Source organism: Massilia sp. Root351 (assembly GCF_001425045.1).
In the GTDB taxonomy this organism is placed as follows: Bacteria; Pseudomonadota; Gammaproteobacteria; order Burkholderiales; family Burkholderiaceae_D; genus Rugamonas.
This window is the reverse complement of sequence record NZ_LMDJ01000001.1, coordinates 1,009,700-1,022,797: the sequence shown is the minus strand read 5'-3', so window position 1 is coordinate 1,022,797 and position 13,098 is coordinate 1,009,700. Positions and strand designations below refer to the sequence as shown.

General features: G+C 66.6%; 6 protein-coding genes. 3 read left to right on the top strand and 3 right to left on the bottom strand.

All coding sequences use genetic code 11. The features are described 5' to 3' along the window. Positions 1–30 precede the first annotated feature (30 nt). Positions 31–2,841 carry a TonB-dependent receptor gene (locus ASD15_RS04550; protein WP_057153509.1) on the top strand — a complete coding sequence of 937 codons (2,811 nt, stop codon included), beginning with the start codon at positions 31–33 and terminating at the stop codon, positions 2,839–2,841. A 33-nt stretch (positions 2,842–2,874) separates the two neighbouring features. On the opposite strand, the gene tldD is transcribed toward ASD15_RS04550, so the two are convergent. From tldD to ASD15_RS04535, 3 genes are all read right to left on the bottom strand, one after another. Continuing rightward, positions 2,875–4,335 carry a metalloprotease TldD gene (tldD, locus tag ASD15_RS04545; RefSeq protein WP_057153725.1) on the bottom strand — a complete coding sequence of 487 codons (1,461 nt, stop codon included), beginning with the start codon at positions 4,333–4,335 and terminating at the stop codon, positions 2,875–2,877. Positions 4,336–4,419: 84 nt separating this feature from the next. Continuing rightward, positions 4,420–5,217 (bottom strand): carbon-nitrogen hydrolase family protein, encoded by a 798-nt coding sequence (locus ASD15_RS04540; RefSeq protein WP_200953907.1) that lies wholly within the window; start codon positions 5,215–5,217, stop codon positions 4,420–4,422. A gap of 22 nt (positions 5,218–5,239) precedes the next feature. Beyond that, complete coding sequence (locus tag ASD15_RS04535; RefSeq protein ID WP_057153507.1) at positions 5,240–9,457, bottom strand: YhdP family protein; 4,218 nt, start codon at positions 9,455–9,457, stop codon at positions 5,240–5,242. 159 nt (positions 9,458–9,616) lie between these two features. Between ASD15_RS04535 and glnE the strand changes: the two genes are divergently transcribed. Next, complete coding sequence (gene glnE / locus ASD15_RS04530; RefSeq protein WP_057153506.1) at positions 9,617–12,358, top strand: bifunctional [glutamate--ammonia ligase]-adenylyl-L-tyrosine phosphorylase/[glutamate--ammonia-ligase] adenylyltransferase; 2,742 nt, start codon at positions 9,617–9,619, stop codon at positions 12,356–12,358. Positions 12,359–12,393: 35 nt separating this feature from the next. Continuing rightward, positions 12,394–12,843 (top strand): cache domain-containing protein, encoded by a 450-nt coding sequence (locus tag ASD15_RS04525; protein ID WP_200953920.1) that lies wholly within the window; start codon positions 12,394–12,396, stop codon positions 12,841–12,843. Positions 12,844–13,098: the final 255 nt, after the last annotated feature.

The following is a 13,098-nucleotide window of genomic DNA, read 5'->3' as shown; positions in this document are numbered from 1 at the left end:
TGCACAATCCTGCTTACCTAATGGAGTGACATGATGAAGAAACTGATCTTGCCCGGCCTGCTTAGCGTGCTGGGCCAGGCCTATGCGCAGGAAGCCGTCCAGCAGCCCATGCAGCGGGTGGAAATCACCGGCTCCAATATCCGCCGCGCGCAGGCCGAAACCGCCTCGCCGGTGCAAACGCTGAACCGCGCCGACATCGAGAAATCGGGCAAGACCACGGTCGCCGAACTGATGCAGACGCTGGCGGTGGACAACCAGGGCTCGGTGCCGATGACCTTCGGCGGCGGCTTTGCCTCCGGCGCCTCCGGCATTTCGCTGCGCGGCCTGGGCGCCGCCTCCACCCTGGTGCTGATCAACGGCCGCCGCGTGGCGCCCTACGGCCTGGCCGACGACGGCCAGAAGGTGTTTGCCGACCTGAACGTGATCCCGTCCGAAGCCATCGAGCGGGTCGAAATCCTGAAGGACGGCGCCTCGGCCATCTACGGTTCGGACGCCATCGCCGGCGTCGTCAACGTGATCCTGCGGCGCGACTTCCAGGGCACCACGGTGCGCGCCAGCCAGGGCATTTCCGACGAGCATGACGGCCACGACACGCGCGTGGCCATCACGCACGGCGTCGGCAACCTGGACACCGAGCGCTACAACTTCATGGGCAGCCTGGAGTACGGCCGCAAGGGCGCCATCGGCAACAGTGCGCGCGCCGGCCGGCGCTACATCGGCCGCAGCGATTTGCGCGACTACGGCTTCTCGGCCCAGGAAACGCTGGGCGGCACCGGCGCCATCCTGAGCAACAACAACGCCGGCAGCGCCATCAACGGCAACGTGCGCAACCCCGACACGCTCGACTACTACAATCGCGGCAACCCGGCCGGCGCCGGCTTCACGCGCTTCTTCCCCGGCGCCGCCTGCGCCAACTTCACCAGCCACCCGCAGGGCGATCCCGGCGGCGGCTGCCTGATCGACGCCCAGCAGCGCTACAGCGAGATCCAGCCGGAACAGGAAACCGCCAACGCCTTTGCACGCCTGAGCTACCAGATCAGCCCGGCCTGGGTCGCGTACAGCGAGCTGAACTTCTATCACAGCACCTCCACCGCCGCCACCACGCCGTCCACCGTGAGCGCCTCGGTCGGCTACCCCGGCGGCCCGGTCAGCAACGCCGCCGTGCAGCTGGGCGCAGGCCATCCGGACAATCCCTACTTCGGCCGCGCTGCGCGGCTGCGCTACCTGGCCGCCGACGCCGGCCCGCGCGTGAGCCATGTGAAGTCCGACTTCACCCGCTTCGTGGCCGGCGCCAAGGGCAGCTGGCAGCAGTGGGACATCGACGCGGCCTGGCTGTTCTCGCAAAACGAGGTGGGCAACACCCGCACCGGCTACCTGCAGCGCGACGTGGCCTTCGCCCTGCTCGACCCGAGCGCGGCCAATGTGGCTGCCGCGCGCGCCCGCAGTGCCGCCTACGCCGCGCTGCCGGCCGGCAGCTACTGGCGCATCGGCGAGAACGCCGGCCTGAATTCGGCCGCCCTGTACGGCGCGCTCTCGCCCACCATCGCCAACGACGCCGAGACCCGCATCAACCAGGTCGACGTCAAGGCCAGCCGTGAATTCGGCCAGTTGCCGGGCGGCGCCATGGGCGTGGCGCTGGGCGCGGAATACCGGCGCGAGTCGACCGAGCTGGAACCGACCCAGGGCACCGAGCTCGGCAACATTATCGGCCTGGGCTACTCGGCCTACCGCGGCAAGCGCACCGCCAGCGCCATCTACACCGAACTGCTGGCGCCGCTGCACAAGACGCTGGAGGCATCGGCCGCGCTGCGCTACGACCACTTCTCCGACGTCGGCAATTCCTACACGCCAAAAGCCGGCCTGAAGTGGACGCCGACCCGTGCCTTCGCGCTGCGCGGCACCTTTGCGCGCGGCTTCCGCGCTCCCAGCGCGGCCGAGAACGGCGTGGGCGGCCTGGCCGCATTCTCCACTGCCGAAGATCCGGCGCGCTGCGCGCTGGGCGTGCAGGTGGCGTGCAACCCGGCCTCCATCGCCGTCATCACCTCGCCCAATCCGGCGCTGTCGCCGGAACGCTCGAAGAGCTACAGCGCCGGCGTGGTGTGGGACCCGCTGCCGCGCACCAGCGTGTCGCTGGACTTCTGGCAGATCAAGCGCAAGAACGAGATCAACCAGGAGCAGACCGACGCGGCCATCGCGGCCGGCCACATCGCGCGCGACCCGTCCACCGCCACCGTGCCGGGCGACCCCGGCGCCATCACGGCGGTGCTGGCGCGCTACGTCAACTCCAGCAACACCAAGGTGCGCGGCGCCGACCTGGATCTGCGCAAGAGCTTCAGCCTGGGCAACTGGGGCACGCTGGCGGCCGACGCCAAGTGGACCCACCTGTTCAAATGGCTGCGCACCGAAACCGACGGCTCGCAGCGCGACTTCGCCGGCACGCACGGCAATTGCGACGTGACCAACTGCATCGGCACGCCGGACGACCGGGTCAACCTGAGCGCCACCTGGGAACGCGAAGCCTGGCGCGTGACCGCCACGGCCAACCACCGGGGCAAGATGGACAACACGCTGTTCAAGGACGATCCGGACGGCTGCGCCACCCACTTTGCCAATGGCAACGACGCGCCGAACGGCTGCAAGCTCGCTTCGTTTACCACGGTGGACCTGACGGCGCGCTGGAAGGTGAGTCCGAAGATGGAGGTGACGGCGTCGATCCAGAACCTGTTCGACAAGATCCCGCCGCTCGATCCGCTGACCTATGGCGCGGTGTCGTACAACCCGCTGGACTACAGCGGCGCGCTGGGGCGCTACTTCAACGTCGGCATGCGCTACCAGTTCTAAGAAAAAAAACCGGGCCAGGCCCGGTTTTTGGTTTTATGCGGTGCCGCCGACGGTCACGCCGTCCAGGCGCAAGGTCGGCTGGCCGACGCCGACCGGCACGCTCTGGCCTTCCTTGCCGCACACGCCCACGCCCGAATCGAGTTTCATGTCATTGCCTATCATGGACACCCGGTTCAGCACGTCCGGGCCGTTGCCGATCAGGGTGGCGCCCTTGACCGGGTAGGTGATCTTGCCGTCCTCGATCATGTAGGCCTCGCTGGCCGAGAACACGAACTTGCCGTTGGTGATGTCGACCTGGCCGCCGCCGAAATTGACAGCGTACAGGCCGTTCTTCACCGACGCCAGGATCTCGCCCGGGTCCTTGTCGCCGCCCAGCATATAGGTGTTGGTCATGCGCGGCATCGGCAGGTGGGCGAACGATTCGCGGCGCGCGTTGCCGGTCACCGGCATTTTCATCAGGCGCGCGTTCATGGTGTCCTGGATGTAGCCTTTCAGGATGCCGTCCTCGATCAGCGTGGTGCACTGGGTCGGATTGCCCTCGTCGTCGATATTGAGCGAGCCGCGGCGGTCCTGCAAGGTGCCGTCGTCGACCACCGTGACGCCCTTGGCCGCCACCCGTTCGCCGATGCGGCCGGAGAAAGTGGACGAACCCTTGCGGTTGAAATCGCCTTCCAGGCCATGGCCGATGGCTTCGTGCAGCAGGATGCCGGGCCAGCCCGGCCCCAGCACCACGGTCATCGGCCCGGCCGGCGCGGGACGCGCGTCCAGGTTGACGATGGCCGATTTCACCGCCTCCTCCGCGTACTGCTCGAGCAGTTCGTCGCTGAAGTAGCCGTAGTCGTAGCGGCCGCCGCCGCCGGACGAGCCCATCTCGCGGCGCCCGTCCTGCTCGGCGATCACGGTCAGCGACACGCGCACCAGCGGGCGGATGTCGGCCGCCAGCACGCCGTCGCTGCGCGCCACCAGCACCACGTCGTATTCACCGGCCAGGCCGGCCATCACCTGCACCACGCGCGGGTCCTTGGCGCGCGCCATTTTCTCCAGGCGCTCGAGCAGCTTGACCTTGGCGGTCGCGTCCAGCGACGCCAGCGGGTCGTGCGGCAGATACAGCGAACGGCCGCCCACCTGGGTCATGCCGCCGGCCACCTTGATCTTGCCGGCGCCGGAGCGGCCGATGGTGCGGGTTGCCGCCGCCGCTTCCATCAGCGCGCGCTCGGAAATGTCGTCCGAGTAGGCAAAAGCGGTCTTGTCGCCGGAGATGGCGCGCACGCCCACGCCCTGGTCGATCGAGAAACTGCCGGTCTTGACGATGCCTTCTTCCAGGCTCCAGCCTTCGTTCTTGGTGAACTGAAAATACAGGTCGGCGTAATCGACCTTGTGGGTGAACATGCTGCCCAGGGTTTTCAGCAGCTTGCCTTCGTCCAGGCCGAACGGCGTCAGCAGCAGATCGCGCGCGACGGCCAGGGTGGACAGATTGGGTTCGAATGGAGTCATGATGGTGCCTTGTATGTGATGCTGCATTGTACTTTGAACCGCAGGCGCATGCTGGGCTCTGTCCCGCCGGGACAGACCCGTGGCTTACATGGTGCGGTGCTTCAGCGCCGGCAAGCTCTCGCGCACGCTGTCCATGAACAGCGGATCGACCTCGCCGTGCACCACGCCCTCGCCTTCGGCCTGCACCGCCTTGACGGCGCCCCAGGGGTCGATCAGCATGCTGTGGCCCCAGGTGCGGCGGCCGTTCTGGTGGGTGCCGCCCTGCGCGGCCGCCAGCACGTAGCACTGGTTTTCGATCGCGCGCGCGCGCAGCAGGATTTCCCAGTGCGCCTGGCCGGTGGTGTAGGTGAACGCCGCCGGCACCACGATCAGCGACACCGGCCCCATGGCGCGGAACAGTTCCGGAAAGCGCAGGTCGTAGCAGACCGACATGCCGACCTTGCCCACCGGCGTGTCCACCGTGCCGACGTTGCGGCCCGGCACGATGGTGCGCGCCTCGTCGTAGGATTCGGTGCCCTTGGTAAAGCCGAACAGGTGGATCTTGTCATAGCGCGCCACGTGGCGGCCCTGGTCGTCGTACACCAGCGTGGTGTTGACCACCCGCGACGGATCGTCCGAGGCCAGCGGCAGGGTGCCGCCCAGCAGCCAGATGCTGTGCTGGCGCGCCATTTCGCTCATGAACTCCTGGATCGGCCCCTGGCCCAGCGGCTCGGCCACGGCCACCTTGTCGCTGTCGCTCAAGCCCATGATGGCCCAGTACTCGGGCAGCAGCACCAGCTTGGCGCCGGTGTCGGCCGCCTGCGCGATCAGGCGCCGCGCGGTGGCCAGGTTTTCGCCCACGGAAGGCGAGGAGATCATCTGTATCGCTGCGACGGTGTTCATGGGCATGTCCTTATCGATGTCCTTATGGTTTGGCCTTGGTGGCGTCCTTGGCCGCTTGCTTGGCCGACTCTTGCCTTGCCGCTTCCAGCCGGGCCGCTTCCAGCCTGCCGGTATCCAGCTTGGTGATCACGGGCGCTTTCCACGGGCCCGTCACTTGCATCTCGTAGGTCAGCGCGCGCATCATCGGCTGCGCCAGGAACAGCTGCGCCAGATAGCTGCCCAGGCCGATCACCGGGTTGACCGCCAGCGCGTACACCAGCGGCGCCGTGCCGAGATTGACCTCCGGCATCACCACCACGCGCAGATTGGTCGATTCGTTGGCGATATCGACCGTGCCGTCCATCAGTACAGTAGCGGCCACGCCGTGCATTTTCAAGTTGTCGGTCTTGACGATGCCGCGCGTGATGGCGGCGTTGGCGCTGATGCCGTCGAACGCCAGGCCTTCGGAGAACACGTCGTGGAAGTCCAGCTTGAGCATGCGCGGCAGCGCCTGCAGGCTGAGCACGCCCAGCAGCTTGGCCGCGCCCGGATCCTGCTTGAGGAACTGGCCCTTTTCCACATTCATGCTGATCTGGCCCGACAGGCTGGGGATGTCCAGCGAATACGGCAAGCCCTTCCAGGAAATGTCGCCGCTGAGCTTGCCCTTGCCGTTGCGCAAGGTGTCGGCGAAACCGAAACGGTCCAGCAGCTTGCCGGCGTTGGCGATCTCCAGTTCGAAGTTCAGGCTGGTTTGCGGCTGGCCATCCTTGACCACCCAGCGCCCGGTGCCGTTCAGCTCGCCGTCCGCGTTGGCCAGCGACAGCTTCGACACGCGCCACTCGCGCGTGGCGGTAATCAGCGCGTTGTGCGCCTGCAGCTCGAGCCGGCCCAGCGGCTTGTTGAACAGCTCGAAGCGCTCGGCCACCACGTCCAGCGCGGGGATGGTCGGATGGGTCGCCTTATTCTCCAGCAAGTCCTTGACCTCGTTGGCCTGCGACTCGGGAATGATGAGCGAGGACAGGCGCGCCGTTACCTTGCCCACGCCCTGCCCGGTGGGCGACTCGTTCCAGGTAAGGTAGCCGTTCACGTGGCGCGAATCGATATTGGCCTGCCACACATTCTTCTGGTGGCTGACGCCCACCACCACATTGTCCAGCTTGCGTTCACCAATGATGAGTTCGCCCGCCCGCGCGGCCAGGGTGTCGGCCACCACATACTGCGCCACGTCGGCGCCGCCGGTGGCCGAGGCGGCCGGGGGCGCGCCATCCTTGCCGGCGATGGCTTCGCCCAGCGCCAGCCACTGGTCCACATTCAGCGATTTCACATGCGCCTGCAACATCATGCCGCTGTCCGGTTCCGGCGCCGGCACGTTTACGCCTATGCCCCCGCGCACCAGTTGCCACGCGTCCTTGCCCTGGCGCTGGCGCTGGTAGGCGGCGGACATGCCGGCGCCAAGGGCCACGCGGATCTCGTCGCGCATCAGCCCGGCCTCGTTGGCGCCGCTGCCGTTGAGCACAAAATGCAGCGGCAGCGTGTCGGCGGCGCCCTTGGCCAGCGGGGCCGGGAAATCCAGGCCCAGGCCGGCCAGGCTGGAGTCGACCGTGACCGAATAATGGTGGTCGCGCGCCACCACCAGGCCGCTGTAGCGGGTGCCGCCGCTGAAGTGGCTGGCCACGCGCTGCATCTGCGGCGACGGCCAGGTCTTGCGCAGGCCGTCGGCCGTGACGGTGCCCGCCAGGCGCACCTGGATGCTGCCGTCGCGCTGGCTGCCGCCGGTGATGGACACCGGGCCGCCGATGAAGCTGCCCGCCAGGTTGTTCAGGTTCACGCCTTTTTCGTTGAACTCGATCTTGCCGGTCGAGCCGGTGACCACCGGCATGTCGTGCCACAGCACGATGTCGTTATTGGCCAGTTGCAGCGAGCCCTGCACTTTCGAGTCGTGCATATGGTTCAGCGGCAGCTGCAGCTTGAGCGCCAGCCGGGCGCCGCCGCTCGCTTGCGTCTCGTCGGTGAAATGGCCGATCCATTCCAGTACCGGGCTGGCCGCCACATAGCGCAGGAATTCCTGCATCGGCCCGGCCGCGTTGCCGTCGATCTCCAGCAGCCCGTCGTGCGAGGACAGGTCGGCGATCACGGCTTTCACGCCGCTCAGCGCCACGCCGCCAGTGGTGGCCGTGTCGCCCCGGATTTCCATGCGCGTGCGGTCGAACACGAAGCCGCCCTTGATCTTCTCGGCCTGCGGCCACAGCGGCGACTTGCCGTCCTTGGCGTACACGCCGGGGTCGTAGTTGAGCTTGCCGTTTGTCAGGCGGCCGGCCACGCGGAACTCGCCCTTGGCGCGCTCGGCGGCGGTGGCCACCGGACCGGCGCTCTTGAACGGGAAGTGCGCCAGGTCGCCGCGCAGGCGCAGCGTGACATCGTCGGCCATGCCGTCCTCCAGCGCGCCGGTCAGCCAGTGGTGCAGGTGCGCCGGGGTTTGCAGCGGCAGGTAGCGGCCGATCTTCTTCACGTCGAAGCCGTTCAGCTTGCCGGTGAAGTCGGCCACGCCGGGGCTCTTGCCGTCCAGCGGCAGCACGTGGCTGCCGGACAGCGAGCCGCTCAGGCCGTCCTGCGAGAATTCCAGGCTGTGCAGGTCGATTTTCAACTGTTCATCGCCTTCGAACGACCAGCTCATCCGGCCGCGCAGCTTGTCGAACGGCATGGCCGCCTCGGCGAAGTGGTCCGGCATCTGCAGCACCAGCCGGTCCGCGTCCAGGGTGAAATTGCCGCCCTTCTCGCTGGCCTCCAGCGTGCCGCTCAGGTGCTCGAAGCCCGGCAGCGCCGGCATGCCGCGCACGGCCGGGACCTTGCCGTTCTTGGGCTGCGGCAGGCGCGCCGGGCGCGGGCGCAAGCCCAGGCCGTCCAGCTGCGCCTTGACATGGTAGGACAGCAGCGCCGGATAGCTGCCGTACCAGGAGGCCGCCACGCCGCGCAGGCGGCCGCTGGGCGCGATGTCCTCCAGCTTGGCGCGCTGGCCTTCGGTGAGCGGCAGGCGCCCGGCCAGCGCGGCCAGCGTTTCCAGGTCCAGCACGCTGGCGTTCAGCTCCATGCGCGCCGGCGCCTTGGCGGTGGCCGCCACGTAGCGCTCGGACAAGTCGGTGGGCGGCATGTCCAGGCCGTCGCGGGTGCGCAGCGAAAAGTTGTTCAGGGTCACGCTGTGGCCCAGCACGCCGAATGCGGGCTGGCCGCTTTGCAGGCTGGCCGGGATTTCCTCGCGCGCCGAAACCCGGCCGCGCACTTCCACCAGGTCCAGCGGCTCCAGGTCCTTGCCCAGCTGGGCCGTCACGTCGGCCAGGCTGACGTCGGCCGTGAAGCCGGCCAGCTTGGCGTGGTCCAGCTTGATCCACGCGCGCACCGAGCCCATGCCGGAACGCAGGTCGAAGGGATAGTCGAGATGTTGCTTCCAGGCGGCCAGGTCGGCCTGGCGCACGTCCGCGTACAGCTCGCCCTGCCACAGGCGCACGTCCGACTTGCGGCCGGCAAAGGCCGGGTGGACGAAGTCGGCGCGCACGTCCAGCGGACCGCCCAGCTCGGCGGGAGGGGTGGCCGTCATGCCGAACTGGTGGCGGCGCCACTTGTTGCGCAGCACCAGGCGCATGTCGGCCAGGCTCACCTGCGGCGTGCCGCGCAGTTTGTCGGTCCAGTCCAGCTGGCCTTCGCGGATGACGATTTCGCGCTGCGCCAGCAGCCAGTCGGCACCCTTGCCGTCGCCCTTCTGGTTCAGGTCGATATACACGCCGGCCGCGTACAGCTTGCCGTCCGGCTCGCGCCGCATGTCCAGCTTGGGGCGGATCAGCTCCAGCGATTCGAAACGCACGTCGGCCGCCGCCACGCTCCACCACGACAGCGTGGCCGAGACGCTGGGCAGGGCCAGCACTGCGCGGCCCTGCTGGTCGCGCAGCACCACGTCGCCCAGGAACAGGCTGGGACTGAGGCCGGACCAGGAAGCATAGATGCGGGCGATGGTGACCGGGTTGCCGACCGCGCGGCTGGCCAGGCGCTCGATGTCGCCCTTGTAGTGGTCGATATTGGGCAGCACCAGGTAGCGCAGCGCCAGCAGCAGGATGGCGAAGGCAAAATACAGCAGCAGCACCAGCTTGAGCGCGAAGCCCAGCACATGGTGGGTGGCGAGGTTGCAGACGCGATAGGCGGAACGCAGCCGCTGCCAGCGCACGGCCAAAGGCACGCTGCCTGTCACGGTCTCCTCCGGCGGTTTTTGCATCAATAAGCTAATAATTCAGGCCCGGCGTCAAAATAAATCGCTAAAATCGTTTCCAGCCCTAAAGGAGCCTGCACCTTCATTTTACCGCATAGGCTGGCGCTGCCTCGCTCTGTTTATTACGTTGCAACACTAAGTTACTTTTCCTTTACTGTTCACCATATGACCGCACCCGCACTGACCTCCGCCTCCCGTTACTACCAGCGCTGGCTCAGCGCCGATCCGGGCCGCGCGGCCAAGGTTGATGCACTGGCGCAATTATCGCTTGCCGAGCTGGATTTCGCTGACTATTTAGCAAGGGAAGCTGACGTGGCGCAAGACCAGCCGCTGCCGTTGCCGCGCGCCATGCGGCGCCTGCGCAACCTGCTGGTGTGCGGCCTGATCCGGCGCGACCTGGAAGGCCGGGCCGACCTGCACGAGGTGGTGACCGCTATGACGCGCTTCGCCGACTTCGCCATCCAGCAGCACGTGGCGGCGCTGCACGCGGAAATGGTGGCCCTGCACGGCCAGCCGGTGGGCCACGACAGCGGCGAGGAACAGGAACTGATGGTGCTGGCCATGGGCAAACAGGGCGGCGGCGAGCTGAACGTGTCGTCCGACATCGACCTCATCTTCGTCTACCCGGAAGACGGCGACACGGTGGCCGGCCCCGGCCAGCGCTCGCTGTCCAACCATGAGTTCTTCGTCCGCCTCGGCAAGAAGCTGATCGCCGCCATGGCCGAGATCACCGAAGACGGCTACACCTTCCGGGTCGACATGGCGTTGCGCCCGAACGGCGGCTCCGGGCCGCTGGCGGCCAGCCTGAGCATGGTGGAACAGTATTTGATCGTGCAGGGGCGCGAATGGGAACGCTACGCCTGGGTCAAGGCGCGCGCCGTCACCGGCAAGCCGGCCGACATCGCCGCGCTGGACGCCATCGTGCGCCCCTTCGTGTTCCGCCGCTACCTGGACTTCGGCGTCATCGACGCCATCCGCAATATGCACGCCCAGATCCGCGCCGAGGTCAACCGCCAGGAGCGGCTGCACCCGGACCGCAGCAACAACGTCAAGCTGGGGCGCGGCGGCATCCGCGAAATCGAATTCCTGGCCCAGGTGTTCCAGCTGATACGGGGCGGGCGCGACGCCACCCTGCGCGACCGCTCGACCCGCGCCACCTTGCGCATCCTGCCTGAAAAAGGCTTGCTGACCAACGACATCGTGCTGCAGCTGCTGGCGTCCTACACCTTCCTGCGCAATCTGGAGCACCGCCTGCAATACCTGGACGACGCCCAGACCCACACCCTGCCGCCCAACGAGGCCGACCAGCTGGTGGTGGCGCAGATGATGGGCCTGCCGGACGTGGCCACGCTGCTGGCGCGGATCGAAGCCCACCGCAAGTTCGTGGCCGAGCAGTTTGACGCCATGTTCGCCGAAAAAGCCCAGAACGGCTCTCAAGACGCCGACATCGATCCCGCCACCAGCAACGAATGCGCGGACCCGGACAACCTCGAGGCGATCCGGTCGCGCTTTGCCGCCCTTGGCTACGACGACCCGGCAGGCGCCGCCCAGCGCCTGGTGGCGACCTGGCAAGCGCCGCGCCTGCAGTCGCTGCCGGAAGCGAGCCGCAACCGCCTGGTGTCGCTGGTGAACGCGGCGCTGCCGCTGATTGCCCGCACCGCCGAGCAGTCCAGCATCGGCAGCCAGCTGGTCACGCTGGGCAGCCTGCTCGATTTCCTGGAAGCCATTGCACGCCGCTCGGCCTATCTGTCGCTGCTGACCGAGTACCCGCACACGCTGGAGCGCGTGATCCGCATGATGCACGCCAGCGGCTGGGCCGCCAAATTCCTCACCAAGCACCCCATCCTGCTGGACGAGCTGCTGGACGACCGCATCCGCAACGCCGTGTTCGACCCGGTGGCGCTGGCAGCCGAGCTGGACGGCCAGCTGGAGGCCGCCGCCGGCGACACCGAGCGCCAGATGGATATCCTGCGCGAAGTGCACCACGCCCAGCTGTTCCACCTGCTGGCGCAGGACCTGGCCGGCGACCTGACAGTGGAAAAGCTGGCCGACCACCTGTCCGCGCTGGCCGATGTGATCGTGGCCGCCACCGTGCAGGCGGTATGGCAGACGGTGGCCACCCGCCACCGCGAGGTGCCGCTGTTTGCCGTCATCGCGTACGGCAAGCTGGGCGGCAAGGAGCTGGGCTATATCTCCGACCTGGACGTGATTTTCCTGTTCGACGACGAGGACCAGGATGCGCCGGCCCAGTACGCCAAACTGGCGCAGCGCTTCATCACCTGGATGACCTCGCACACCTCGGCCGGCCAGCTGTTCGACGTCGATATCGCGCTGCGGCCGGACGGCGCCAGCGGCATGCTGGTGTCCAGCGTGCAAGCGTTTGAACGCTACCAGGACAATTCGGCCTGGATCTGGGAGCACCAGGCGCTCACCCGCGCCCGCTTCTGCGCCGGCGACGCCGCCATCGGCCAGCGCTTCGAGCAAATCCGCTGCCAGGTATTGCGCCGCGTGCGGCCGCTGGACGGCGAATTGAAACGCGAGGTGCAGGCCATGCGCAAGAAAATGGCCGACGCCCGTCCCAACCGCTCCGACTTGTTCGATTTAAAGCAGGACGCGGGCGGCATGATCGATATCGAATTCATCGTCCAGTACCTCGTTCTGCAGCACGCCGCCACCTACTCCCAACTGACGGGTAATGTGGGTAATATTGCCTTACTGAAAATGTGCGGCGAACTGGGATTGATTAATCCGGAGCTGGCCGCCAGCGTGGCCGATGCTTACCGCGCTTTCCGTAAATTGCAGCACCAGATGCGTTTGCAGGGGCAGGAAAATGCCCGCGTCGATCCGGCGCGGGTCGCCGTCCATGCCGCGCATGTAATACAGTTGTGGAAGGAAATATTAGAATAAGCGCAGTCCCATTCCAAAGGAGAGACGAAATGAAAATGTTCTTAAGTGGCATCGCAATCAGTCTGGGTTTACTCGCCGTTCCCGCATACTCGGCAGAAAAAGGCTCGGCCAATGAAGCGGTGGCCATGGTGAAAAAAGCCGTGGCGCTAATAAAATCGGACGGCAAGGAAAAAGCCTTCGCCGCCATATCCGATCCAGCCAACAAGGATTTTCACGACCGCGACCTGTATATCTATGTCTATGATATGAACGGTGTCGCCGTGGCGCACGGCGTCAATCCCAAGCTGGTCGGAAAAAACCTGCTGGACATGAAAGATAATGAAGGCAAAGCCATGATCCAGGAAATGGTGAAAGTGGCCAAGGAGAAAGGCAGCGGCTGGGTGGATTTTAAATGGCCGAACCCGGTTACCAAGGCCGTGGAGGCAAAATCCGGCTATGTGGAACGCGCAGGCGACTTGCTGGTCGGCTCCGGCGTCTACAAATAAGGCCCCCGCGCTCGCCGCACAACGCCGCATCCGCGGCGTTTTTTTTCGCCATGTGCGCCGGTTTCTGGCTTGATCGCGCCAGAAGATGGCATAAGGCGGGGGCAGCATCACTGTGGCAAACATGCAACGTTGTATGCACGTCCACGCGCGCTTGATACAAAGCGCAATATGGCCTCAAAACGGCAAAATGCGGGGCTAGCCCTTGCTAAGGGAAACACTTATTGGCATTGCGCGCGTGAAACTGCCGCTGTCAAG